Source organism: Paracoccus sanguinis (assembly GCF_900106665.1).
Classification (GTDB): Bacteria; Pseudomonadota; Alphaproteobacteria; order Rhodobacterales; family Rhodobacteraceae; genus Paracoccus; species Paracoccus panacisoli.
In genome coordinates, this window is record NZ_FNNA01000002.1 from 602,603 (window position 1) to 625,657 (window position 23,055).

20 protein-coding genes and 1 pseudogene are annotated in these 23,055 nt (G+C 70.7%); 9 read left to right on the forward strand and 12 right to left on the reverse strand.

Annotation, left to right across the window (positions count from 1 at the left end):
* Positions 1 to 1,167, forward strand: a complete 1,167-nt coding sequence (locus BLW17_RS09410) for a CaiB/BaiF CoA transferase family protein (RefSeq protein ID WP_052176116.1) — start codon at positions 1 to 3, stop codon at positions 1,165 to 1,167.
* On the opposite strand, the gene BLW17_RS09415 is transcribed toward BLW17_RS09410, so the two are convergent.
* From BLW17_RS09415 to cysQ, 8 genes are all read right to left on the reverse strand, one after another.
* Complete coding sequence (locus BLW17_RS09415; RefSeq protein ID WP_036730821.1) at positions 1,134 to 2,513, reverse strand: hypothetical protein; 1,380 nt, start codon at positions 2,511 to 2,513, stop codon at positions 1,134 to 1,136. The two genes, BLW17_RS09410 and BLW17_RS09415, sit on opposite strands and share 34 nt — an antisense overlap.
* Before the next feature lie 128 nt (positions 2,514 to 2,641).
* On the reverse strand, positions 2,642 to 4,471 hold the full coding sequence (locus BLW17_RS09420; RefSeq protein ID WP_081969034.1) for a DUF5927 domain-containing protein: 1,830 nt from the start codon (positions 4,469 to 4,471) through the stop codon (positions 2,642 to 2,644).
* Positions 4,468 to 5,418, reverse strand: coding sequence for a glycosyltransferase family 2 protein (locus BLW17_RS09425; RefSeq protein WP_052176118.1), 951 nt, complete (start codon positions 5,416 to 5,418; stop codon positions 4,468 to 4,470). Before BLW17_RS09425 ends, BLW17_RS09420 begins: the two co-directional genes overlap by 4 nt.
* A gap of 239 nt (positions 5,419 to 5,657) precedes the next feature.
* Complete coding sequence (locus tag BLW17_RS09430; RefSeq protein ID WP_052176120.1) at positions 5,658 to 6,713, reverse strand: glycosyltransferase family 2 protein; 1,056 nt, start codon at positions 6,711 to 6,713, stop codon at positions 5,658 to 5,660.
* Between the two features lies 1 nt (position 6,714).
* Positions 6,715 to 7,716 (reverse strand): UDP-glucose 4-epimerase GalE, encoded by a 1,002-nt coding sequence (gene galE, locus BLW17_RS09435; RefSeq protein WP_036701040.1) that lies wholly within the window; start codon positions 7,714 to 7,716, stop codon positions 6,715 to 6,717.
* Positions 7,717 to 7,719: 3 nt separating this feature from the next.
* A complete protein-coding gene (locus BLW17_RS09440; protein WP_036701039.1) occupies positions 7,720 to 8,610 on the reverse strand; it encodes a UTP--glucose-1-phosphate uridylyltransferase in 891 nt (296 codons plus the stop codon).
* Positions 8,611 to 8,842: 232 nt separating this feature from the next.
* On the reverse strand, positions 8,843 to 9,643 hold the full coding sequence (locus BLW17_RS09445) for a 3-deoxy-manno-octulosonate cytidylyltransferase family protein (protein WP_036730823.1): 801 nt from the start codon (positions 9,641 to 9,643) through the stop codon (positions 8,843 to 8,845).
* Between the two features lie 4 nt (positions 9,644 to 9,647).
* On the reverse strand, positions 9,648 to 10,448 hold the full coding sequence (gene cysQ, locus BLW17_RS09450) for a 3'(2'),5'-bisphosphate nucleotidase CysQ (protein ID WP_036730825.1): 801 nt from the start codon (positions 10,446 to 10,448) through the stop codon (positions 9,648 to 9,650).
* A gap of 175 nt (positions 10,449 to 10,623) precedes the next feature.
* On the opposite strand from cysQ, the gene BLW17_RS09455 reads away from it, so the two are divergent.
* Positions 10,624 to 11,445: an ABC transporter permease gene (locus tag BLW17_RS09455; RefSeq protein ID WP_036730827.1), complete on the forward strand. Its 822-nt coding sequence runs from the start codon at positions 10,624 to 10,626 to the stop codon at positions 11,443 to 11,445.
* Between the two features lie 118 nt (positions 11,446 to 11,563).
* Here BLW17_RS09455 and BLW17_RS09460 read toward each other — a convergent pair whose 3' ends face one another.
* Positions 11,564 to 12,229 carry an alpha-ketoglutarate-dependent dioxygenase AlkB family protein gene (locus BLW17_RS09460; protein ID WP_052176121.1) on the reverse strand — a complete coding sequence of 222 codons (666 nt, stop codon included), beginning with the start codon at positions 12,227 to 12,229 and terminating at the stop codon, positions 11,564 to 11,566.
* Between the two features lie 202 nt (positions 12,230 to 12,431).
* Here BLW17_RS09460 and dnaK point away from each other — a divergent pair, with 202 nt between their 5' ends.
* From dnaK to BLW17_RS09480, 4 genes are all read left to right on the forward strand, one after another.
* The gene (gene dnaK / locus BLW17_RS09465) at positions 12,432 to 14,342 is read left to right on the forward strand and encodes a molecular chaperone DnaK (protein ID WP_036730829.1); all 1,911 of its coding nucleotides are present in this window, start codon (positions 12,432 to 12,434) and stop codon (positions 14,340 to 14,342) included.
* A gap of 95 nt (positions 14,343 to 14,437) precedes the next feature.
* Positions 14,438 to 15,601, forward strand: a complete 1,164-nt coding sequence (gene dnaJ, locus BLW17_RS09470; RefSeq protein WP_036730831.1) for a molecular chaperone DnaJ — start codon at positions 14,438 to 14,440, stop codon at positions 15,599 to 15,601.
* A gap of 155 nt (positions 15,602 to 15,756) precedes the next feature.
* Positions 15,757 to 16,557 (forward strand): RadC family protein, encoded by an 801-nt coding sequence (gene radC, locus BLW17_RS09475; protein ID WP_036730833.1) that lies wholly within the window; start codon positions 15,757 to 15,759, stop codon positions 16,555 to 16,557.
* 629 nt (positions 16,558 to 17,186) lie between these two features.
* A complete protein-coding gene (locus tag BLW17_RS09480) occupies positions 17,187 to 18,200 on the forward strand; it encodes an NAD(P)H-dependent flavin oxidoreductase (protein WP_036730835.1) in 1,014 nt (337 codons plus the stop codon).
* Between the two features lie 814 nt (positions 18,201 to 19,014).
* Here BLW17_RS09480 and serB read toward each other — a convergent pair.
* A complete protein-coding gene (gene serB, locus BLW17_RS09485) occupies positions 19,015 to 19,893 on the reverse strand; it encodes a phosphoserine phosphatase SerB (protein WP_036730837.1) in 879 nt (292 codons plus the stop codon).
* Positions 19,894 to 20,095: 202 nt separating this feature from the next.
* On the opposite strand from serB, the gene BLW17_RS09490 reads away from it, so the two are divergent.
* Genes BLW17_RS09490 through BLW17_RS09495 form a run of 3 tightly spaced genes read left to right on the forward strand, consistent with a single transcriptional unit; the run spans position 20,096 to position 22,131 of the window.
* The gene (locus tag BLW17_RS09490; RefSeq protein WP_036730839.1) at positions 20,096 to 20,446 is read left to right on the forward strand and encodes an amidohydrolase family protein; all 351 of its coding nucleotides are present in this window, start codon (positions 20,096 to 20,098) and stop codon (positions 20,444 to 20,446) included.
* Positions 20,421 to 20,588, forward strand: a complete 168-nt coding sequence (locus BLW17_RS18115; protein ID WP_156116104.1) for a hypothetical protein — start codon at positions 20,421 to 20,423, stop codon at positions 20,586 to 20,588. Before BLW17_RS09490 ends, BLW17_RS18115 begins: the two co-directional genes overlap by 26 nt.
* A gap of 4 nt (positions 20,589 to 20,592) precedes the next feature.
* Positions 20,593 to 22,131, forward strand: coding sequence for an acetolactate synthase large subunit (locus BLW17_RS09495; RefSeq protein WP_036730841.1), 1,539 nt, complete (start codon positions 20,593 to 20,595; stop codon positions 22,129 to 22,131).
* A gap of 10 nt (positions 22,132 to 22,141) precedes the next feature.
* On the opposite strand, the gene BLW17_RS09500 is transcribed toward BLW17_RS09495, so the two are convergent.
* Positions 22,142 to 22,327 (reverse strand): hypothetical protein, encoded by a 186-nt coding sequence (locus BLW17_RS09500; RefSeq protein ID WP_036730843.1) that lies wholly within the window; start codon positions 22,325 to 22,327, stop codon positions 22,142 to 22,144.
* A 53-nt stretch (positions 22,328 to 22,380) separates the two neighbouring features.
* Positions 22,381 to 23,046 (reverse strand): annotated as a pseudogene (locus BLW17_RS18960) (LysR family transcriptional regulator); the annotation flags it as partial.
* Positions 23,047 to 23,055: the final 9 nt, after the last annotated feature.

A 23,055-nucleotide genomic window follows, 5' to 3' on the forward strand; every position in this document is an offset into this window, starting at 1 on the left:
ATGGCGGGGGACGGCCCGCTGAAAGGGCTGCGCGTCGTCGAGCTGGCGCGCATCCTCGCCGGCCCGTGGATCGGCCAGACGCTGGCCGATCTGGGCGCCGAGGTCATCAAGATCGAGGCGCCCGAGGGCGACGACACCCGCCGCTGGGGCCCGCCCTTCCTGGACCGGCCGCGCCCCGACGGGGGAACCGAGCGGGTGGCGGCCTATTTCCACGCCGCCAACCGGGGCAAGACCTCGATCACCTGCGACTTCGGCAACCCCGACGACCTGATCCGGCTGAAAGAGCTGATCGCCACCGCCGACGTGGTGGTCGAGAACTTCAAGGTGGGCGGGCTCAAGCGCTTCGGCCTCGACTACGAGAGCCTTGCGGCCGCGAACCCGCGGCTGGTCTATGCCTCGGTCACCGGCTTCGGCCAGGACGGGCCGCGGGCGAGCCAGCCGGGCTATGATTTCCTGATCCAGGGGATGTGCGGGATCATGGACCTGACCGGCGAGCCGGGGGGCGAGCCGCAGAAGGTGGGCGTAGCCTGGATCGACATCTTCACCGGGCTTTACGGCGTGATCGGCATCCAGGCGGCGCTGGCCGAGCGGGCGCGTTCCGGCCGCGGGCAGCGGGTGGACCTGTCGCTGCTGGACGTGGGCGTGGCGGTGCTGGCCAACCAGGCGATGAACTACCTGCACAGCGGGACGGCGCCCTCGCGGCTCGGGAACGCGCATCCGAACATCGTGCCCTATCAGGTGTTTCCGGCGGCCGACGGGCACGTCATCATCGCCTGCGGCAACGACCGGCAGTTCGCCGGGCTGTGCCGGGCGTTGGGGCTTGGGGCGCTCGACACCGATCCGGCCTATGCGACGAACCCCGCCCGCGTGGCGCACCGCGCCGCGCTGACGCCGATCATCGCGGCGGCGACCGGCGCGCGGACCCGGGCCGAGGTCATCGCCGCGCTCGAAGGCGCCGGCGTGCCGGTCGGCCCGATCAACACCGTCGCCGACGCGCTGGCCGAGCCGCAGGTGGTGGCGCGCGGGATGCAGATTGCGCCCGAGGGGATCGCCGGGCTGCGCTCGCCGCTGGTCTTCTCGCGCAGCGCGCTGGCGCTGGACCGCGCCGCGCCGCTGCTGGGCGAGCGGATCGATCAGGGCCTGTCGTCGAACCCGAAGGCCACGTAGTCGCGCAGATAGGCGGCCCGCGCCGCCTTGCGCAGCGCCGGATCATCCAGCACCGCCGGCACCGGCTCGGGCGCCGGGCCGTCGCGGTCGATCCCGGCGCTGCGGGCGAGAAAGCCCAGCTCATCCTGCATCCGCGCCTCGCGCGCCACCAGATCGGGGGCGCCGAAGCGGGCGAACCCGGCCAGCACCTCGGACTGGCTGGCCCAGCCGGGATGGGTCGGGATGCCGGTCTGGCCGTTCAGGTTGCGGCGCAGGAAATCGAGGAAGGCCGCGAAGAGCGGCACCAGCGCGGCCTCGTCCAGCGCGCCCAGCGCGTCGTCGGGCGGCAGCGGCACCCGGTGCACGTCGCGCAAGACCGCCCGCAGCTCGGGCTTGCGGCCCGAGAGCATGGCGTGAAACGCCGCCCACGCGCGCGGCAGCGGGTGGCGCAGCACCGTCACGCTGCGGTGGCCGGGGTGGGCGCGCTTCCACTGCCGCAGCGCATTCTGCGTGAGCTCGCCCGCGACCGGGCCGAGAGCGCCCAGCCAGGCCTCCACCTGCGCCGACGGCCCACCGCGCACCGGCATGAACAGCAGCCCCTGCCCCGCTTCGAGCGTCTGGAACGAGGGCACCGCCGGTCCCCGCGTCGGCTCGAACCCCGGGATGCGGGAGAGCTGGAACGGGTCGGCGGCAGCGATCTCGGCCTGCAAGGCAGCGAAGTTCTCGACCTTGTCGGCCATCTCGCGCGGGTTCTGCGGCACCTGATCCTGGGCCGGCTCGACATGGGCAAGGTCGGTCCGCCCCAGCCAGTGCGCGAGCCCGGTCATCACGCCCGCGTCGCGCAGGTCGTCGTAGCTGAGCCAGAACGCCGTCTGCCCGCGCCGCTGCAACCCGTGCTGGATGCGCTCAAGAAACCCCTGCGTCGCGGCCAGATGCTCGCGGAACGCCGCCGCATCAAAGGCGATGCGGGCCGGGATCGGCACCTCGGTCTCGTTCAGCTTCCACTGATCGGTCGCATAGGCGAGCTGGGTCGACACGAAGCTGTCCACCGGGTTGCGGGTCAGGACGATCTTGGCGCAGGCCGGGTCGTCCATCACCGGCTCGAACACCCGCGGGTCGTGGTCGTGGAAATAGCGGAAGCCCTTGACCTTGCGCGCCCGCGCCATGTGCTGCCAGAGCGCCAGCGGATCGGCCTCACGATCAGCGAGCGTCATGTCGTAGAGCGTCGCCTGGTCCGGCCAGCCCATGAAGTAGGGATTATAAGCCTCGCCGAAGCAGGCGAGGTCGTGGGCGTTCAGCGTCGCCTCGAGCAGGTTCGACCCGGTCCGCATCCCGGCGAAGATGACGAAGCTGGTGAACTGGGGCATGGGGCGGTCCTGGCGGTCTGCTGCCGCGGCGGGTGCGGGGCGGGCGCACGGTCGGACGCCGCGCGCGCAAGGTCAACCGGGCGGGTGCGTGAAATCCGCACGGCAACGCGCGGGACGGGGCGGAGGGTTCAGCTCGCCAACCCCCGCCACCGCTCGCGCGCGGCGCGCGGGTCGGGCGCGGGGGGCGCGGTCTCGCCCAGTCCGCGCAGCAGCCGGGCATTGCCCATGCCGCGCGGCTTCAGCCCGGCATTGCGCAGCCGCGTCAACAGGTCGGCCGCCCCGGTCAGGTCCTGCACGCCCGGCGGCGGCGGCAGGCGGTCGCCCCACTCGGGCCGCAGGGTCTGGATCAGCTCGGCCAGCGGCTCGTCGGGGGCCGAGATCATGTCGGTCAGCACCCAGCGCCGCACCTGCGCCTTGACCCAGACCGAATCGAGGATCTTCAGATACTCCGCCTCGGCCCGCTGCAACCGCGCCGCGATGCGGCGAATGTCGTCGAACGGCATCCCCGACTGCAGCAGCGGCACCAGCCAGGCCCCGGTCAGCACGAACATCCGCGCGTTCGGATCGGTCGCCATGAACCAGTTGAGCCCCTGGTGGTCGCGCGGCGCGTAAAGGAACGTCGGCATCGGCCCCGACGAGCGGATGAGCGAGGTCAGGAACCCCTGCGGGTCGATGTTGCGCAGCCGCGGATTGGCCGACAGCGCGCCGGGCCCGACCGCCTCGCCCGAGGCGAACTCGATCTCGTCGTTCGACAGCAGGTGCCCGTGGACCTCGCGGCGCGAGGCCGCCGCGAGCCAGCCGCGCAGGCCGACGAAGACGTCGCCCAATCCATAGACCACCGCATAGGGCTGCGAGGTCTTGCCGTTCTCGGCGTCCTTGCGGGGAAAGCGGCTCTGCATGTAGAGCCCCGGCCGCCCCGTCCGGCGGCGCTGCGCGGCCCGGTCGAGCAGCGCCTCGATCCGCTCGGTGTCGGGCTCGTCGTGCTGGGCCTCGCCCTCGGCGGCCATCGGGAAGGCCGCATAGAGCCCGTGCGCGCCGGGCCAGATCTTGCGGGCGACGAAGATGCGCGAGTTTTCGAGCAGCGCCTGATGGTCGTCGTAGAAGACGTAGGGCTTGCCGTTGCTGTCGAACTTGGCCAGCGTCAGCGACCGGCTTTCGATGGTCACCGAGTGGCGGCGGGCGAGGGTCTGGAAGTAGCTCTCGTCCGGGATCCAGACGTGGCGGAAATAGCGGTCGAACTCGGCCCGGCGCGGGTCCGACAGGATCGCCCGCAGGGTCCGCGCCGTGAGGCACCACCATTGCGAGCCGATGTGCGGCGCGACCCCCTGCGGCAGGCTGCGGCGCAGCCCCAGCCGGCGCTGCCACGCCACCATCCGGTCGAAGAGCTTGCGGTTCTGCCGGAAGGCGAGCGGGAAATGCAGGGTGAAGCGTTCCTCGCTCAGCCCCCCCACGGTCCAGTCCACGTCGCGCACGTTGACGCTTTCGATGTGGTCGGCGTCGGGATCGCGGGCAAGGAACAGCCGCAGCTCATGCACGGGCCTGAGCGGCAGGCAGGCGCCCGAGACGAGAAGGACGTGGGTCAGGTCGGGGTGCGCCGCCAGCAGCGCCGCCACCGCGTCCTGGGTCGCGGCGACCAAGCTGAAGGTGCCCCAGCTGCACCCCCGGCGCGGCGCGAAGGTGATGGGCAGGTCGGCGAGTTCGGCCTGCATCCCGGCCAGCTCGGCCTCGGGCGCCTTGGCATCGACGTGCATCGCCACGCAGGCCCCGCCCTCGGCCCAGATCCGCGCCATCCGCGCGGCGAGCGGCAGCCGGTCGTGGCACAGCATGACGACGCCCAGCCGCACCGCGGCGTTGGCAGGCGCGCCCACCCAGCCGTCGCGGACGGGCAGCGCCGACACCGTCGCCCCGCGCGACGGTCGTGGGATGATCGCGGACCCGGCGCGAACCGGCCCGCTCATGCCCAGTTCCCGCGCGAGATCAGCCCCAGATCCTCGAGCTGCCGCCAGTCGCGGTAGCGGCGCGAGTGCGGCGACCAGAAATCCACCGCCGCCTGCAACCCCTGGTGATAGGCGCGGTATTCCTGACTGTCGGCGTAATGCTGGCGGCGGTCCAGCTCTTCGGCGGACTTGACGGCGAAGGTGGACAGGAACTTGGCGTGCAGCAGCGCGCCCGAGGCCATCTCGCCCCCGTCCTCGTCATAGACCACGTTCAGCGAGCGCGGCAGCAGCATGTGGGTCGAGCTGACATAGGCGAACCGCCGCTCCCACCGCACGAGGGGGATCTTGTTCAACGCCGGCGCCGCGGCCGGGCGGTCAGCAAAGAACACCCGCGCCCGCGGCCCGCCCTGGATCCACAGGTTGCGGAAGCGACGGTTCTTGCGGATCGCGTAGTTGGCGGGATCGAACCAGGCGGCGATCTCGAACGGGTCCTGCCCTTCGGCGTAGGGCTGATCGGCGACCGAGCCCTTGGGATACATGTCCAGCAGCATCGCCGAAAAGGCGCGGTGGCCCGACGATTCGAGCCAGTCGGTCAGCGCCCCGAGCGGGCGGGTGTTGGCGTGGGGATAGACGAGGAACTCGTCGGGATCGACGGTCAGGCACCAGTGACCGGACCCGTAGCGGCGCAGCAGGCCGTTCATCCAGTCGACCCCGAATCGCGCACCCTTGTAGCTTTCAGAGGTGGTCCACAGCGACACGTCGGGCTGCGCGGCCAGATAGTCGTGCCCGCCGTCGGTGCTGGCGTTGTCCACCACGAGGAAATGCCCGACGCCCATGCGCCGGTAGTAGTCGAGAAAATACGGCAGCCGCGGCTGTTCGTTCCGCAGGGTGACGAAGCAGAGGATGCTGCGCGGGCCGATCAGCCGCGTGCGATCGGAGACGGAAGAGAGCCGGCGGGCCCGGCGCATCCCCCGCGCGACATAGTACTGCCGCGCGACACGAAGTCTGAAAAGGCCAACCAGACGATCGAGAACACCAGACAAAACAATATCCCGACTTCAAAACGTAACCAAGGAAACCCCGGTTGGCCTTGGCCTGAGCTATACGCCAACTCGGCAGTATAAACACCTGTCGATAACGTCAGGTAAATTGCAAAAGTCGTTGATATTGCCCGCTTGGGTTGCGGCACGGCCCCCGCGCGGGACGGCTATCCGCCCGCCCATCCCCCGGTCGCCATCAGACCCGCGGCAACGAGGCTCTGCCAGCCCGCCAACCGGGCTGCGCCGGGGTGCCACAGGTCGGGGTTGGCGCCCAGCGCGGCGTAATAGTCGTCGAAGGCGTCGGGGTCGTGGAAATGCTGGCGGCGGGTCCGCTCGATGGCGGATTTCGCGACGATCTCGGGCAGGAACTTGGTGTGCAGCAGCGCGCCCGACAGGCGCGGATCGCCCGGCCCGTCCCAGCAGGCATTCAGCCGCGCCGGCAGCATCGAGTGGGTCGAGTTCACATAGGCGTAGCCGCGCCGCCAGCGCACCAGCGGCAGCTTGTTCAGCGTCGGCGCCCGGTGCGGGCGGTCGGCGAAGAACACCCGGTCGCGCACCCCGCCCTGCACCCAGCGGTTGCCGAGCGGCGCCTGCACCCGGCAGCGGTAGGGACCGGCGTCGAACCACCTGAGCCGCGCGAGCGCCGCCTCAGGCCCCAGCCCACCCGGGTCGAGCGGCCCCTGCGGGAACAGCTCGACCATCAGCGCCCCCAGCGCCGGCACCCGGCGCCGGTCCAGCTCGGCGGTGAGGTCGTCGAGCGTGGCCCGGTCGTCGTGGGGAAAGCCGAACAGCTCGTCAGCATCGAGCGTCAGGCACCAGCGCCCCGCCCCGTGGCGCGAGAGCAGCCAGTTCGTCCAGTCGCGCCCGAAGCGCGAGGCGCGATAGCTGGCCGCGGTCGTCCACAGCGTCACGTCCGGCTGCACCGCCAGCCACGCGGCGCCGCCGTCGTCGCTCGCGTTGTCCACGATCAGGAAATGCCGCACGCCCAGCCGGCGGTGGTGGTCGAGCCAGCGCGGCAGCCGCCCCATCTCGTTGCGCACCACGGCGACGACCAGCACCCCGCCGCGCGGCGGCGGCACGGGGCCCGAGACATGGGTCAGGTCGCGGCGGCTGCGGAACGCCGCCCACAGGATCCGCCGGCGCCGCAGGTCCAGCCGCAGCGCCGCGCCGGGGCGGCGTCTGCCGGGATCAGCGGTGGGCGGAGCGGACGGCGCGGCCCCCATCTCAGGCCGCGTAGTGCCCCGTCTGGTGCCAGCGCCACGCGTCGGCGATCATCAGCGGCAGGGTCGAGCGTTCCGGCCGCCAGCCGAGCACCCGCCCTGCCTTTTCGCTGCCCGAGACGAGCTTGACCGCATCGCCCGCGCGCCGCGGACCATCCACCATCGGCACCTCGCGGTTGGTCACGCAGCGCGACTGGTCGACCACCTCGCGCACCGAAAACCCGTTGCCGGTGCCGAGGCAGAAGACCTCGGTCCCGCCCTGCGGGAAGGCATCGGAGCGGCGCAGCCAGTCGAGCCCCAGCACATGCGCCGCCACCAGATCGACCACGTGCACGTAGTCGCGGATGCAGGTGCCGTCCGGGGTCGGATAGTCGGTGCCGTGGATGGTCAGCGCCGGACGCTTGCCGTCGATGGCGTCGAGGATCAGCGGCACGAGATGGGTCTCGGGCTGGTGGAACTCGCCCACCTCGGCGTCGGGATCGGCGCCCGCCACGTTGAAGTAGCGGAAGATCACCGAGCGCAGCCCGTCCGAGGCGCCGAAGTCGGCGAGCATGTCCTCGATCGCCCGCTTGCTCGCGCCATAGGCGTTGAGCGGGTGCTGCGGCGTGTCCTCGTCCAGCACCACCCCGTCATGGTCGCCGTAGGTGGCGCAGGTCGAGCTGAAGACGAAGTCCCGCACGCCCGCGGCGACCGTCGCCTCGATCAGCGTGAGGGAGGCCGCGACGTTGCCGCGCCAGTACTTGCCCGGCTCGCGCATCGCCTCGCCCACCTGGCTCAGCGCGGCGAAGTGCATCACCGCGACCGGCGAATGCTCGCGGAACGCCGCATCGAGCCGGTCGCGGTCGGCGAGGTCGCCCTCGACGCAGGGGCCGAACTTCACCGCCTCGCGCCAGCCGGTGCAGAAGTTGTCGTAGGTGACGGGGATGAACCCCGCCGCCGCGAGCGCCTTGCAGGCGTGCGAGCCGATGTAGCCGGCGCCGCCGGTCACGAGAACCCGGTCGGCCATGCCTTACTCGGCGGCCTTGCGCATCGCCATGACGTCGGCGAGGTAGTCGGCGAACTCGTCGCGCAGCTCTTCGCGGGCAAGGCCAAAGGCCACCGTCGCCTGCAGGAACCCGGCCTTCGAGCCGCAGTCGTAGCGCTGGCCGCGGAAGCGCAGGCCGAACACGGGGCGGCCTTCCTCGATCTCGTCGGCGATGGCGTCGGTCAGCTGGATCTCGCCGCCCGCGCCCTGCTTGAGCTTGTTGAGGTTGTCCATGACCGTTGGCGCGAGGATGTAGCGCCCGATCACCGCGAGGTTCGACGGCGGGTTGTCCTTGGGCTTCTCGACCATGCCCCGGGCGCGGACGATGGCGCCCATGTCCTCGGCCACGTCGAGGACGCCGTAGGACTTGGTCTTCTCGCGCGGGACTTCCATCGTGGCGACCATGCTGCCGCCGGTCTCGCGGTGGGCCTCGATCATCTGCTGCAGGCAGGGCGGATCGCCGGCGATCACGTCGTCGGTCAGCAGCACCGCGAAGGGCTCGTCCCCGATCAGGCGGCGGGCACACCACACCGCGTGGCCCAGGCCCATCGCCTTGTGCTGGCGGATATAGGCGATGGCGCCCGATTCCATGTTGGTCTGCCGCAGCAGTTCCAGCAGATCGTCCTTGCCGGCCTTGCGCAGGGTGTTTTCCAGCTCATGCGCGTGGTCGAAGTAATCCTCGAGCGCGCCCTTGCCGCGCGAGGTGACAAAGATGAATTCCTTGATCCCGGCCGCGCGCGCCTCGTCGATCGCATACTGGATCAACGGACGGTCCACGAGCGTCATGATTTCCTTGGGAATGGACTTGGTGGCGGGCAGGAATCGGGTTCCGAGACCGGCCACGGGAAAGATTGCCTTGGTAACCTTGCGCTGCATCAACGAACCTCCGCATGCGAGCCGTGCCGGTGAACACATTATCGGCCTCTCCGTTCCCACCGGCAAGGCGGACGCAGCGGAGGTCATCAAATTAATGCCGCAAAGCAGCATCAAATCGGTCAGTCAGCAGGCAAACCGCTGAGGAGCCCCGAAAAACGATCCGGCTGAGACGGGGCGGGTAGCCCCTGCCGCGACCATTTGTCCTGTTCTTCGGATCGCTGACCGTTCGCGGTCAGGCCGCCCCCATCTCGGCCAGCATCGATTCGATGCGGGAGACGTCCGAGGGGTTGTTCAGCTCCCAGAAGGCGCGGCCGCGGGCCTCGACCTCGACGCAGAGCACCCGCCGCCCCTGCTCGAGGAAGCGCAGCTGCTCGAGCCCCTCGAGCCGTTCCAGCACCCCCTCGGGCCAGCCGGGATATGCGGCGAGCGCGTCCGGGCGATAGGCATAGACCCCGACGTGGTGATAGACCGGGCTCGGCGCGTCGGGCGCCAGCTCGTGCCCCACGTAGGGAATGACTTCCTTCGAGAAGTAGAGCGCCGAGCGGTCGGCACCGAAGACCGCCGTGGTGCCACCCACCCGCCCCGCGGCGCGATCGGCGATCAGGTCGGCGCGCATCGCGCCGGTCGCGTTCAGCACCGGGGTGGCGACCTCGGCCCCCGGGGCGGCGCGCAGCCCCGCGACCAGTTCTTCCACGAACCAGGCGGGGGTCAGCGGCGCGTCGCCCTGCAGGTTCACGACGATCTCGGGGCGCGCGGCAAGCTGGCCCAGCACCTCGGCACAGCGCTCGGTGCCGTTGCGGCAGTCGGGGCTGGTCATGGCGACCTCGGCGCCGAAGCCCGCCGCATGGTCGGCGATGCGGGCGTCGTCGGTGGCAACGATCACGCGCTCGACCCCGGCGACCTCGCGGGCGGCGTCCCAGCTGCGGCGGATCAGGCTGCGGGCCTCGCCGCCCGCGCCGCGCAGCTCGACCAGCGGCTTGCCGGGGTAGCGGGTCGAGGCGAACCGCGCCGGGATGACGATGACGACCGACATCGCCTCAACCCTGCGGGTGCAGCAGCACGCCGGGGGCGTAGGCGATGAAGAACGGGTTCTCGAACCCCGGCTTGCCATAGATCAGCGGCGTGTGGTCGTCGAAGCGCACCACCTCGCCCCCCGCGCCGCGCAGGATCGCGTCGCCGGCGGCCGTGTCCCACTCCATCGTCCGGCCGAGACGGGGGTAGAGGTCGGCCTCGCCCGTCGCCACGAGGCAGAACTTGAGCGAGGAGCCCGCCGAGGTCATGTCGCGCACCCCGTAGCGCCCGATGTAGTCGTCGGTCGCCTGGTCGCGGTGCGACTTGGAGGCGACGACCATCAGCCCGCGGTTGTCGGGCATCGGGTTGACGCCGATCGCATGGATCGCGCCGATCTCGGGGCCGAAGGGGCCGGTCTCCTCGACCGAGCGGCCGTCGGCGGTGGTGTAGAAGAGCCGCCCCTTGGCCGGGGCATAGACCACGCCGCGGACCGGCACGCCGTCCTGCACATAGGCGATGTTCACGGTGAAGTCGCCGCGGCGCTGCACGAACTCCTTGGTGCCGTCGAGCGGGTCGACGATCAGGAAGCTCGCGTGGGTCTGGGCGTGGGTCGCGGCCTGCTCCTCGGTCACCAGCGGGATGTGCGGGAAGGCGGCGCGCAGCCCCTCCGAGATCAGCGCGTCGGCGGCCTCGTCGGCCTCGGTCACGGGCGAGGCGTCGGACTTGGCGCGGACCTCGAACTCGGGGCTGTCATAGACCTGCATGATCCGCGCCCCGGCGGCGAGCGCGAGACGGCGCATCTCGGAGGCGAGTGTATCGAATTGCATGGATAATCCCCTGCCGGCAGCGCCCCCGGAGCGGCCTTGGCCGGGTGGGCGAGATTGAATGATCCCCTGCCCTCACATATGATCGTCCCCGGGCCGATGAGCAAGCGCGCCCCCGCGTCCGGCCCGAATCCCCGACCGTTCCGGCGTCCTTCATCCAGCCCGAGACCCGCCCGCCATGTTCGTCCAGCGCCGCACCCGCAACCTGTTCGAGGCCGTGTTCACCACCGGCGCGCTGATCTATCACCAGACGGTGCACAACCTGCGCCAGGGTCACTCCAACGCGCTCATGAGCATCGCCATGACGGTGCTGCAGTCGCTGGTGATGATCATCGGTTTCCTGGCGATGTACTGGATCTTCGGCGTCCGGCGCTCGCCGATCCGCGGCGATTTCCTGATGTTCATCATGTCGGGGATCTTCATGTTCATGGCCTTCAACCAGGGCATGGGGAAGGTCGCAGGCGCCGGCAACTCGCAGAGCGCGATGCTCAAGCACGGGCCGATGAACACCGCCATCGCCATGAGCGGGGCGGCGCTGTCGGCGCTTTATACCAACGTGCTGTCGGCCACGCTGATCTACGGGCTCTACCACAACTTCATGAACCCCGAGCCGATCGAGAACATCCCGGCGACGCTGGGGATGCTGATCTTTTCGTGGTTCTCGGGGTGCAGCCTCGGGCTGATCTTCCTGTCGATCAACACCTGGTTTCCGACCGCCGGGAAGATCATCACCCAGTTGGCGCGGCGGGTGAACATGATCGCCTCGGGAAAGATGTTCGTGGCCAATACGATGCCGACATTCCTGTTGTCGATGTTCGACTGGAATCCTCTGTTCCATATCATCGACCAGACCCGCGGTTTCGTTTTCATCAATTACGTGCCGCGCAACTCCAATCTGGAATATCCGTTCTATTTCACCCTGGCGATGCTGATGATCGGATTGATGGCGGAATTCGTGACGCGCAATTCCGTCTCGTTGAGCTGGTCGGCGGGGCGCTGAACAAGCGCCCCCTCGGGCGGCGCGGGGTGATGCACAAAGTGTGCGATGTTCGCGCAGCGTTTATGCAGCGTTCGTGCACGGTTCATGCGAACGATCATGCGGAGGCTCAGGCGAAACCTCAGGCCCTCCCGGTCGGCCCCGCCACCCGCAGCGTGAGGTTCACCCGCCCGCCGCCCGGCACGAGGTCCGAGCTGCCGGCGCGGATGCGGTCGATCCCGTGGTGGACGAGCCGCCCCGCCCCAGCCAGCACCACCACGTCGCCCGAGTTGAGCCACAGGCTCTGCGTCGGGCCGCCACGCTCGACCCCGCCGACCCGGAACAGCGCCGAGTCGCCGAGGCTGACCGAGACCACCGGCCAGCCAAGCTCGGCCTCGTCGCGGTCCTGGTGCAGCCCCATCCGCGCGCCTTCGCGGTAGAGGTTCACGAGGCACGAGTCGGGCGCCACCGCCGCCCCCGTCACCTTGGCCCACAGCGCCAGCAGCCGCGCCGGGATCGGCGGCCACGCCCGCCCGTCCGGCTGGCGCGGCTCGTAGCGGTAGCCGCGCCGGTCGCTGGTCCAGCCGAGCGCGCCGGCCGAGGTCATCGCCACGCTCAGCGGCTTGCCCCACCGCGTCATCGGCCGCACCGGGGGTGCCGCGTCCCAGATCGCCGCGACCTCGCCCATCAGCGCCGCCTGCTCACCCGCGTCGAGCCGCCCAGGCCAGACCCCCACCCCGCCCAGATCGAGCGGGGCCGCAGGGCGCGCGGCCGGGGCGGAGGGGGGCTGCGGAGCAGCGGATTTCACGGGTAAAATCCTCTCGGCAACGGGGGGCTGCGCGGCTTGCACGGCCGAAACCGCCTCCTATATAGCGTTGCGAAGCCTGCGGGGGCAGCCCCGCGGCCAAGCATGACACTCGGGATTGGGGCGCGGGGGCCGCGGACGGACCCGCATCCCGCACCATCGCCGCAAGAAAGGTATATCGCATGACCCAAGAAAGGTATATCGCATGACCAAAGTCATCGGCATCGACCTCGGGACCACCAACAGCTGCGTCGCCATCATGGACGGCAGCCAGCCCCGCGTCATCGAGAACGCAGAGGGCGCGCGCACCACGCCGTCCATCGTCGCCTTCACCGAGAGCGAGCGGCTCGTCGGCCAGCCGGCCAAGCGCCAGGCCGTCACCAACCCGGAAAATACCATCTTCGCCGTCAAGCGCCTGATCGGCCGTCGCGTGAACGACCCGGCCGTCGAGAAGGACCGCAAGCTGGTCCCCTATTCGATCGTCGACGGCGGCAACGGCGATGCGTGGGTTGAATCCCGCGGCGAGAAATACTCGCCCGCGCAGATCAGCGCCATGATCCTGCAGAAGATGAAGGAAACCGCCGAGAGCTACCTCGGCGAGAAGGTCGAGCAGGCGGTCATCACCGTCCCGGCCTACTTCAACGACGCCCAGCGGCAGGCGACCAAGGACGCCGGCAAGATCGCCGGCCTCGACGTGCTGCGCATCATCAATGAGCCGACGGCGGCGGCGCTGGCCTACGGCCTCGACAAGAAGGACAGCAAGACGATCGCGGTCTATGACCTCGGCGGCGGCACCTTCGACATCACCATCCTGGAAATCGACGACGGCCTGTTCGAGGTGAAATCGACCAACGGGGACACGTTCCTCGGCGGCGAGGACTTCGACATGCGGATCGTCCAGTTCCTGGCCGACGAGTTCAAGAAAGAGCACGGCGTCGACCTGACCAAGGACAAGATGGCGCTGCAGCGGCTCAAGGAAGCCGCCGAGAAGGCCAAGATCGAGCTCAGCTCCTCGAGCCAGACCGAGATCAACCAGCCGTTCATCTCGATGGACAAGCAGAGCGGCGTGCCGCTGCACATGGTCGTCAAGCTGACCCGCGCCAAGCTGGAAAGCCTGGTCGGCGACCTGATCAAGAAGACCATGGACCCCTGCAAGGCGGCGCTGAAGGATGCCGGCCTGTCGAAGGGCGACATCGACGAGGTGATCCTCGTCGGCGGCCAGACCCGGATGCCGAAGGTGGTCGAGGAAGTGACCGCGTTCTTCGGGAAAGAGCCCCACAAGGGCGTCAACCCCGACGAGGTCGTGGCGCTGGGCGCGGCGATCCAGGGCGGCGTGCTGCAGGGCGACGTCAAGGACGTGGTGCTCTTGGACGTGACCCCGCTGTCGCTGGGGATCGAGACGCTGGGCGGCGTGTTCACCCGGCTGATCGACCGCAACACCACCATCCCGACCAAGAAGTCGCAGACCTTCTCGACCGCCGAGGACAACCAGAACGCGGTGACCATCCGCGTCTTCCAGGGCGAGCGCGAGATGGCGGCCGACAACAAGATGCTGGGCCAGTTCAACCTCGAGGACATTCCGCCGGCCCCGCGCGGGATGCCGCAGATCGAGGTGACCTTCGACATCGACGCCAACGGCATCGTCTCGGTCTCGGCCAAGGACAAGGGCACCGGCAAGTCGCAGAACATCACCATCCAGGCGTCGGGTGGCCTCAGCGACGAGGACATCGAGAAGATGGTCAAGGACGCCGAGGCCAATGCCGAGGCCGACAAGGGCCGCCGCGAGCTGGTCGAAACCCGCAACCAGGCCGAAAGCCTGCTGCACTCGACCAAGAAATCGCTCGATGAGCATGGCGACAAGGTCGACAGCTCGACCGTCGAGGCGATCGAACTGGCCTCGGGCGCGCTGGAAGAGGCGCTGAAGTCCGAGGATGCCGGCAAGATCAAGGGCGGCATCCAGAACCTGATGGATGCGTCGATGAAGCTGGGCGAGGCCATCTACAAGGCCGGCCAGACCAGCGAGGACTCGGGCGAGCGCGAGGACGGGCCGCGCGATGTCGATGACGACATCGTGGACGCCGACTTCGAGGATCTGGGCGAGAACAAGCGCAAGTAAGCGCGAGGGATGACCGGACCGGCCCGCGCACCACACGCGGGCCGGTCTTTTCGTGAAGGGGCGGCCTTTGGCAGGCCGCAATGGCACGGACAGAGATGGCAAAGCGCGACTTTTACGACGTTCTGGGGGTCTCGCGCAGCGCGAGCGGCGACGAGATCAAGCGGGCCTACCGCAACAAGGCCAAGGCGCTGCACCCGGACCTCAACCCCGACTGCAAGGTTTCCGAGGCCGACTTCAAGGCCGTGAACGAGGCCTATGACTGCCTCAAGGACCCGCAGCGCAAGGCGGCCTATGACCGCTTCGGCCATGCCGCGTTCGAGAACGGCGGCGGCGGTTTCGGCGGCTTCGGCGGGCGCGGCCCGCAGGGCGACTTCGGCGCGGCCTTCGCCGACGTGTTCGAGGATCTCTTCGGCGAGTTCGTCAACGCCCGTCAGGGCGGTGGCGGGCGGGCGCGGGCGGCGCGCGGCGCGGACCTGCGCTACAACCTGCGCGTGACGCTGGAAGAGGCGTATCGCGGCCTCCACAAGACCATCACCGTACCGGGCGCGGTGGCGTGTTCGGCCTGCAACGGCACCGGGGCCGAGGGGGCCGTCGAGCCCGCGACCTGCCCGACCTGCGCCGGCATGGGCAAGGTGCGCGCGAGCCAGGGGTTCTTCACCGTCGAGCGCAGCTGCCCGACCTGCAACGGCAACGGCCAGATCGTGAAGAACCCGTGCAAGTCCTGCGCCGGCGCCGGCCGCGTGGCCGAGGACCGGACGCTGTCGGTGACGATCCCCGCGGGGGTCGAGACCGGCACCCGCATCCGGCTGGCCGGCGAGGGTGAGGCCGGGATGCGCGGCGGGCCGGCGGGCGACCTCTATATCTTCGTCGAGGTGCGCGAGCACCCGATCTTCGTGCGCGACGGCCGCACGCTCGCCTGCCAGGTGCCGGTGGGGATGGCCAAGGCCGCGCTCGGCGGCGAGGTCGAGGTGCCGACGATCGACGGCGGCCGCAGCCGGGTCAAGGTGCCCGCCGGCAGCCAGACCGGCCGGCAGATGCGGCTGCGCGGCAAGGGGATGCCTCCCCTTCGCCACGGTGCAGGCATGGGCGGCGAGCCCGGCGACATGGTGATCGAGCTGGTCGTCGAGACCCCCGTCAACCTGACCGCGCGGCAGCGCGAGCTGATGCGCGAGTTCGACGAGATCGCCGCCGACAACCACCCGCAGACGGAAAGTTTCTTCTCGAAGATCAAGAGCTTCTGGGACGGGCTGTCGGCCTGACCGGAAGCGTCGGACGGGCGTCGCGGGTGTCGTGGGGGCTGTCTGCCCCCACGCACGCGTGCCGCGTGCTTCCCCCGAGGATATTTGCGTCCAGCCCGAGGGGGGCCGTGCCGGCGTTAACGGGGGCTTAATGAGTCCTGTGCCAGCGTCAGCGCATGAGCACGAATCACGCCTTTCACGAAGCCCCCGCCCCGCTCTTCGGCCTGATCGGTGCCGAGGATGAGTGCATCGCGCTGCCCACCGCCTCGGCGGGACGTATGGCCGCGCGCACGGTCGCACGGCCGCCGAGCTATCTCGCCGACCATCGCGCGCGGCTGCGCGAGCGATTCCTCGCGGGCGGCGCGGCGGCGATGCCGGATTACGAGTTGCTCGAGCTGATCCTCTTCCGCGCCGTGCCGCGGCAGGACATGAAGCCGCTGGCGCGCCGGCTGCTGGACCGTTTTGGGGACTTCAACCGGGTGATCTCGGCCGAGCCCGCCCAGCTCGGGCAGGTCGAGGGCGTCGGACCGGCGATCATCGCCGAGCTGAAGATCGTCGAGGCCTCGGCGCAGCGGCTGGCACGCTCGAAGGTGATGAAGCGGCCGGTGCTGACCAGCTGGGCGGCGCTGATCGACTATTGCCACACGGCGATGGCGCACGCCCCGATCGAGCAGTTCCGGGTGCTCTATCTCGACCGCAAGAACGTGCTGATCGCCGACGACGAGCAGGCCCGGGGCACCGTCGATCACGTCCCGGTCTATCCGCGCGAGGTCGTCCGCCGGGCGCTCGAGCTGAACGCGAGCGCGATGATCCTCGTCCACAACCACCCCTCGGGCGACCCGACGCCCAGCGCGTCCGACATCACTATGACCCGCCAGATCGTCGCCGCCGCCGAGACGATGGGCATCACGGTCCACGACCACATCATCGTCGGCAAGAGCCGTGAGTTGAGCTTTCGGGGGACGGGGTTGCTGTAGGGCTGGCGGGGTGTGCGCGGGATGGGTCGCTTCCGGCAGGTCCGCGGGGGTCGGGCGGAGTCGGGTAGGGCGCAGGGGGCGGTCGGCGTCCGGTGGGGCGCAGGGGTCCGGCGTGTCGGGCAAACGCAGCATGAGAGCTCGACCTACGCCGACACGTCGTCGAGCGGCTGCGGCATTGGTAGGGGATCGCGCGGCTCCTTGCATCAGCGGGGCGAGCTTTAGCTCCACGCATGAGCGTGGCACGCGGGGGCTCCAGTCGTAAGCGGAGGCACGGTGGCTCCGCGCATAGGGGGTCAGCGCGGCGGGCGACGCGTCTCCGATGATTTAGAACCTTAAGAAGGTCTGATCTTGTTCGAGTAATTCCGCTCGACACGGGGTGCCCGGACGGGTCTGTCGGACACCCGATTGAGGACCGCGAACTGCCTGACGATCGATGCGCTTTGAGGTATCGGGCGGCCCGCAGTTGTGAGGCGAACTCCAAGCCCCGGGTGCTTACCGGCTGTCCGTCCGCAACTTAGCTGGTCGTCGCGCCCGGTTATGCCGCCCCACGCCCCGCCACGGTCAGCATGGACAGGTCACAACCCCGCCTTTAGCCTTCGCCGAAGCCGCCGCCTGAGAGGACCGTTGCCATGTCGATGATCGACCGTCTCGGGATGCGGGTTGCGGTGATCCAGGCGCCGATGGCGGGGACCTCGACCCCGGCGCTCGCCGCGGCGGTGTCCGAGGCCGGGGGGCTTGGCTGCCTCGGGCTCGGGGCGATGCGGGCGGAGGAGGCGTCCGCCGCGATGGCCGAAACGCGCGCCCTCACCGTGCGGCCGTTCGGCGTCAACTTGTTCTGCCACACGCCGGAGCCCCGCGACCCCGCGCGCGAGGCCGCCTGGCTTGCCCGGCTCGCGCCGCATTTCCACCGGTTCAGCGCCACGCCGCCCGCGACGCTGCGCGACATCTATCCCAGTTTCACCCGGAACGACGCGATGCTCGCGGCTGTCGTGGCCGCCGGGCCGGCGCTCGTCAGCTTTCACTTCGGCCTGCCCCGCCCCGACCAGATCGCGGCGCTCAGGGCGACCGGGGCGGTGCTCGCCGCGACGGCCACGTCGCCGGCCGAGGCAGAGGCGATCCGCGCGGCCGGGCTCGACGCGGTGATCGCGCAGGGGTGGGAGGCCGGGGGCCACCGCGGGATCTTCGACCCGTCCGGGCCGGACCAGCGGCTCGGCACGCTCGATCTGGTCGCGGCGCTGGTGCCGCTGGGGCTGCCGGTGATCGCCGCGGGCGGGATCATGGACCGGCAGGACAGCCGGGCGGCGCTGGCCGCAGGGGCGGTCGCGGTGCAGTGCGGCACGGCGTTCCTCGCCGCGCCCGAGGCCGCCACGCCCGCCGCCCACCGCGCGGCGCTGGCGAGGGGCGAGACGGTGATGACGGCGGCGATCTCGGGCCGTCCGGCGCGGTGTTGCGCGAACCGGTTCACCGCGATCCCGGACGACGCGACGCCCGGCTATCCGATGACCTACGACGCGGGCAAGGCGCTCAATGCGGCAGCGCTGGCAGCGGGAGAGGCAGGCTACGGCGCCCAGTGGGCGGGCACCGGCTGCGCCCGAACGGTCGCGCGGCCGGCGGCGGAGACACTGGCGGCGCTGGCGCCGTGAGGGGTGGGCGTTCGGCAGCTGATCTCGGCTCGCGGGGCTTGTGCCGGAGCCGCCAGAAGGGCGCTGCGTCTGCGGCGCTCGTGACGAACTAGGGGACGGCTTCGACGATCTTGCTGTGCAGATGTGCAGTCGTGGCCACTCCGTCTGCCATCGCCCGATGAGGCGCCCCGATTTAGGGGTCACCGCTGGTAGGCCCGTCAGGTGACTGCCGGTCACCGACGACGCATTGGGCGTGGCAGCAGGGTCAGTGCAGCAGAGCGGATTCCGAGTCACCCCACCAACGCGAAGCTGCGCGAAAGCGACGGGCGGGCTTCCTACGCTTAACGCGATGCTGAACTGTTTGTTCGGCGCAGCTCATAGTGCGCGCAGGCGCATCGCAAGCCGTGAGGTCTATCCGCGCCAATCCGACTCCGAACGAAACCCAACGCCGAAGTGACGGGTCACATTCCCATCCTTTGTATCCGATTCCAACGGAGTCAGCGTCGGCCCGGTCTCCTCGCAGAGTGAGTGGGGAAGTCAATTTGCCGGAGGTGATCAGCACCGCGCCTTGGGCGGTGCTGCCCCTTCGGGCATGCATCGCGGCGTGAGCACCGGCGCGCATTGATACCTCGCGCAGCGGTAGCGCCCATACCCGCGCCCATGCCGGCGCTGCGTTTCGGATTGACCGGAATTTTGTGTGCTTGCGTGGCTTAACCGCGCGCCCGCCGCGCCTTCTCCTCAACCCGCGATCGCGCTCGGGCTTGAGAAGGCAGTCTCCCAGCGCCCGCCTCTAAGACCCAGCCGCGCGCCCTCGCCCCGCCCCGCCTCACCCGGCTCACACCACGAACTCGTCCCGCCCGTAGCCCTGCAGATAAAGCAGCGCGGTCAGGTCGCCGTGGTTCACGCGCACCCGCGCCTGCGCGGCCACCACCGGCTTGGCGTGCATCGCCACACCGGATCCCGCCAGCTGCAGCATCCCGAGGTCGTTGGCGCCGTCGCCCACCGCCATCGCGTCGGCGGGGGTAAGGCCGCGCGCGGCGGTGATCTCGACCAGCGCGTCGACCTTGGCCTCGCGCCCGAGGATCGGCAGGCCGACGCGGCCGCTCAGCCGTCCCGCCCCGTCGTCCAGCAGCACGTTGGCGCGCTGCTCGTCGAAGCCGAGCTGGTCGGCGACCGGGCCGGTGAAGTCGGTGAAGCCGCCCGAGACGAGCGCCGTCCAGGCGCCGTTCGCCTTCATCGTCGCGACCAGCGTGCGGCCGCCGGGCGCGAGGGTGATGCGCTCGGCCAGCACCTCCGCGATGACCGAGACGGGCAGGCCGGCGAGCAGGCCCACGCGCTCGATCAGCGCCTCGTGGAAGTTCAGCTCGCCGTTCATCGCCCGGGCGGTGATCGCCGCGACGCGGGGGCCGACGCCGGCCATGTCGGCCAGCTCGTCCAGGCACTCCTGCTCGATCATGGTCGAATCCATGTCGGCCAGCAGCACCGCCTTGCGCCGGTTGGCGGTGGGCTGCACGGCGAGGTCGAAGCCCTGCGCGTCGGCCTCGGCCCAGGCGGCGTCGAAGTCCTCGGGCCAGGCGGGGATGGCGAACTCGACCGCGGTGCCCTGGTCGAGCCAGAGGGCGCTGCCCCCGCCCCAGCGGCGCTGCAGCGCAGCGATGGTGTCGTCGTCGAGGTCGGCGCGCGCCGGCGCGGCCATGAGGCTGACGGTGTACATCCGGGCGCATCCCCTCTTGCGGTGGTGCGGCTCGCTTACGGCGAAACCGGGGGCGGCGCCAGCCCGACGCGGGGGCGCCCAGCTCCATAGGGTGGTTGAATGTCGCCATTGCCTCAGGTGATGCTGGCCGGTTTGCTGCATTGACTCGTGGACCGGCCGCCGCGCCAAATCGACGCATTCCAGTTCGCGGGAGGGGACAGAGATGGCGCAGGCCGATCTGGTGCTTGAGGGCGGGACGATCTGGTGCGGCGCCGGGCTGCCGGCGGTCGAGGCGCTGGCCGTGGCGGGCGACCGGGTGCTGGCCACCGGCACCGCCGAGGAGATGCGGGCGCTTGCCGGGCCGGCGACGCGGCGCATCGACCTGAAGGGCCGGTTCGCCATGCCGGGGCTTTACGACGCGCATATGCACCTGCTGCCGCTCGGGGTGTGGATGTCGCACGTCGATCTGCGCCCGTCGGTCGTCGGCACGCTCGACGGGCTGCTGGCGGCGCTGACGCCTGAGGGCCGACCTGCAACGCGACACTGGCGTGGCCGATGTGTTCATCAGCCATGACCTCGTCAGGGCGCGCCACATCGGCACGCAGGTGGCGGTGATGCATCGCGGCCATATCGTCGAGCGCGCCGACGCGGCGCTGACCCGGCGGCTGGCGGTGCTGGCGGCGGCGGCCGCAGAGACAGGGCAGAGACAGGAGTGATCAGATGAACGGGGCCGAAAGCGTCGTCCGCAGCCTGCACGCGGCGGGCACCGAGGTGTGTTTCGCCAATCCAGGCACCTCGGAAATGCAGTTCGTCGATGCGCTCGACCGCACCCGGCTGATCCACTGCGTGCTCGGGCTGTTCGAGGGGGTCGTGACGGGGGCCGCCGACGGCTACGGGCGGATGGCGGGGAAGCCTGCGGTGACGCTGCTGCACCTCGCCCCCGGCTTCGCCAACGGGGCGGCGAACCTGCACAATGCAAGGAAGGGCCGGTCCCCGGTGCTGAACCTCGTGGGCGACCACGCGGTGCGCCACGCGCGCTATGACGCGCCGCTCACGGCCGACGTGGCGGCGGCGGTGGCGCCGTTTTCGGACTGGGTGGGGACCGGCACGGCGGCCGCGACGCTGGCGCGGGACGCGATGGCGGGGCTCGCCGCGGCCTCGGGGCATCCGGGCGGGGTGGCGACGCTGATCCTGCCCGCCGACCTCGGGTGGGAGGAGGGCGGCGAGATCGCCCCGCCCCTGCCCGCGGCCGCGCCCCGGGCGCTCGAGGACGGCGCGCTGGACCGGGCGGTGGCGCTGCTGGGGCCAGGGTGCCTGCTGCTCGTCGGGGGCACGGTGCTCGAACGGCCCGAGGCGCTGGCGCTGGCCGCGGGGATCGCGGACCGGACCGGGGCCGAGGTGATGGCGCCGGGCTCGAACCGGCGGCTCGAGATGGGGCGCGGGCGGGTCGAGATCGCACGCATCCCCTATCCCATCGACCTCGCGCTCGGGACGCTGGCGCGGTTCGACCGCGCGGTGCTGGTCGAGGCGGTCGAGCCGGTGGCGTTCTTCGCCTATCCCGACCGGCCGAGCCTGCTGCTGCCGCCGGGCACGCGGGTCGAGACGCTGGCCGGGCGCGACCAGGACGGCCCGGCGGCGCTGGCGGCGCTGGCCGATCTGGTGGGCGCGCGCGCAGCGACGCCGCCCGACGCCGCCCGCCCCGTCGCTCCGCAGGCCGGGCCGCTGAGGGACGACGCGCTGTCGATGGCCATTGCCGCGGCGATCCCCGACCATGCCATCGTCATCGACGAGCGGCTGACGCGGGCGCAGTCCGCGATGCGCTTTGCGCAAGGCGCGGGACCGCAGAGCTGGCTCTCGATCACCGGCGGCTCGATCGGGATCGGCATCCCGCTCGCCGCCGGCGCCGCCATTGCCTGCCCGGACCGGCCGGTGGTGGCGCTGCAGGCGGACGGATCGGCGATGTACACGCTGCAGGGGCTGTGGACGCAGTCGCGCGAGCAGGCCAACGTCACGACGATCATCCTCGCCAACCGCAGCTACGAGATCCTGAAGGGCGAGCTGATGCGGGTCGGCGCCAACCCCGGGCCGACGGCGCTCGACATGCTCGACCTGCGCCGGCCCGAGCTGGATTTCGTGCAGCTCGCGCGCGGGATGGGGGTGCCGGCGGTGCGGGTCGAGGATGCCGCCGAGCTGCACCGGGCCATCGCCGCAGGCGTGCGCGAGCCGGGGCCGATGCTGATCGAGGCGGTCCTCGTGTGAGGCCAGGGCGTCAGGCGCGGGGCACGCGGGTGTCCTGCACCTCGGCCACCAGCGCGGCGAAGCTGGCGGCGACGGCATCCTCGCCGAAGGACGGCGGGTGGACGAGGTAGATATGCGCGGCGAGCGTCTCGTGGGTGATCCTGAGCGGCCAGAGCAGGCCCGCGCGGTGCGCGTCGCGCGCCGTGGTCCAGGGCACACCCCGAGCCCCAGCCCCGCGACGATCATCCGCCGCACCTCGTCGGGGCTGGTGCTGGTGGCGATCACGTTCCGCCCGAGGCCGAGGCCCCGCGACAGCGGGTCCATCGGCTCGAACCCGCGCGGGCTGCCGGCGCATGTGAAGGCGACGAAGGGCTCGGCCCGCAGCTCGTCGAGGCTGATCTCGTCGCGGCCGAACATCGCGTGCTCGACCCCGCAGAACACCGACCACTCCGGCTCGTCGAGCAGCCGGCACTCGAGATCGTCGAGCGGCCGCGGCAGCAGGCAGACGCCGATCCCGCGCCCGGTGGCGCGCAGCCGGGCGAGGATGTCCATGCTGCTCAGCACGTCGATGCGGACCGGGGTCTGCGGGTAGCGCTGGTGAAAGAGCCGCAGCGCCTCGTCGAAGACCTCGGAGGGCCAGTCGGGGATCACCGCGATCTCGAGCCGCGCCCGCGCGTGGCCAGCGTGCGTCCCGATCCGTTCGACCGAGCGCTGCATCGCCACCGCCTCGGCGTGGATCGCGGCCCCGGCCTCGGTCAGGGCAAAGTCGCGGGCGCCGCGGTCCACGAGCACGGTGTCGAGCGCCGCCTCGAGCCGGGCGAGCGACTGGCTGACCGCGGGCTGGCTGAGGCCCAGCCCCTCGGCGGCGCGGGTGACGCCGCCGGCCTCGCCGATGGCGGCAAAGATCCTGAGCAGGTTCCAGCTGAGCTTGTCCATCCTGGCGCC

Bases quoted from the DNA above. Each gene is read 5' to 3' on its own strand.
- BLW17_RS09415 (WP_036730821.1), bottom strand. From the start codon at position 2,513: ATGCCCCAGTTCACCAGCTTCGTCATCTTCGCCGGGATGCGGACCGGG.
- BLW17_RS09495 (WP_036730841.1), top strand. From the start codon at position 20,593: ATGAACGGGGCCGAAAGCGTCGTCCGCAGCCTGCACGCGGCGGGCACC.
- BLW17_RS09420 (WP_081969034.1), bottom strand. From the start codon at position 4,471: ATGAGCGGGCCGGTTCGCGCCGGGTCCGCGATCATCCCACGACCGTCG.
- BLW17_RS09490 (WP_036730839.1), top strand. From the start codon at position 20,096: ATGGCGCAGGCCGATCTGGTGCTTGAGGGCGGGACGATCTGGTGCGGC.
- radC (WP_036730833.1), top strand. From the start codon at position 15,757: ATGAGCACGAATCACGCCTTTCACGAAGCCCCCGCCCCGCTCTTCGGC.
- BLW17_RS09410 (WP_052176116.1), top strand. From the start codon at position 1: ATGGCGGGGGACGGCCCGCTGAAAGGGCTGCGCGTCGTCGAGCTGGCG.
- galE (WP_036701040.1), bottom strand. From the start codon at position 7,716: ATGGCCGACCGGGTTCTCGTGACCGGCGGCGCCGGCTACATCGGCTCG.
- BLW17_RS09455 (WP_036730827.1), top strand. From the start codon at position 10,624: ATGTTCGTCCAGCGCCGCACCCGCAACCTGTTCGAGGCCGTGTTCACC.
- cysQ (WP_036730825.1), bottom strand. From the start codon at position 10,448: ATGCAATTCGATACACTCGCCTCCGAGATGCGCCGTCTCGCGCTCGCC.
- BLW17_RS09430 (WP_052176120.1), bottom strand. From the start codon at position 6,713: ATGGGGGCCGCGCCGTCCGCTCCGCCCACCGCTGATCCCGGCAGACGC.
- BLW17_RS09480 (WP_036730835.1), top strand. From the start codon at position 17,187: ATGTCGATGATCGACCGTCTCGGGATGCGGGTTGCGGTGATCCAGGCG.
- BLW17_RS09425 (WP_052176118.1), bottom strand. From the start codon at position 5,418: ATGCGCCGGGCCCGCCGGCTCTCTTCCGTCTCCGATCGCACGCGGCTG.
- BLW17_RS09440 (WP_036701039.1), bottom strand. From the start codon at position 8,610: ATGCAGCGCAAGGTTACCAAGGCAATCTTTCCCGTGGCCGGTCTCGGA.
- dnaJ (WP_036730831.1), top strand. From the start codon at position 14,438: ATGGCAAAGCGCGACTTTTACGACGTTCTGGGGGTCTCGCGCAGCGCG.
- BLW17_RS09445 (WP_036730823.1), bottom strand. From the start codon at position 9,643: ATGTCGGTCGTCATCGTCATCCCGGCGCGGTTCGCCTCGACCCGCTAC.
- dnaK (WP_036730829.1), top strand. From the start codon at position 12,432: ATGACCAAAGTCATCGGCATCGACCTCGGGACCACCAACAGCTGCGTC.
- serB (WP_036730837.1), bottom strand. From the start codon at position 19,893: ATGTACACCGTCAGCCTCATGGCCGCGCCGGCGCGCGCCGACCTCGAC.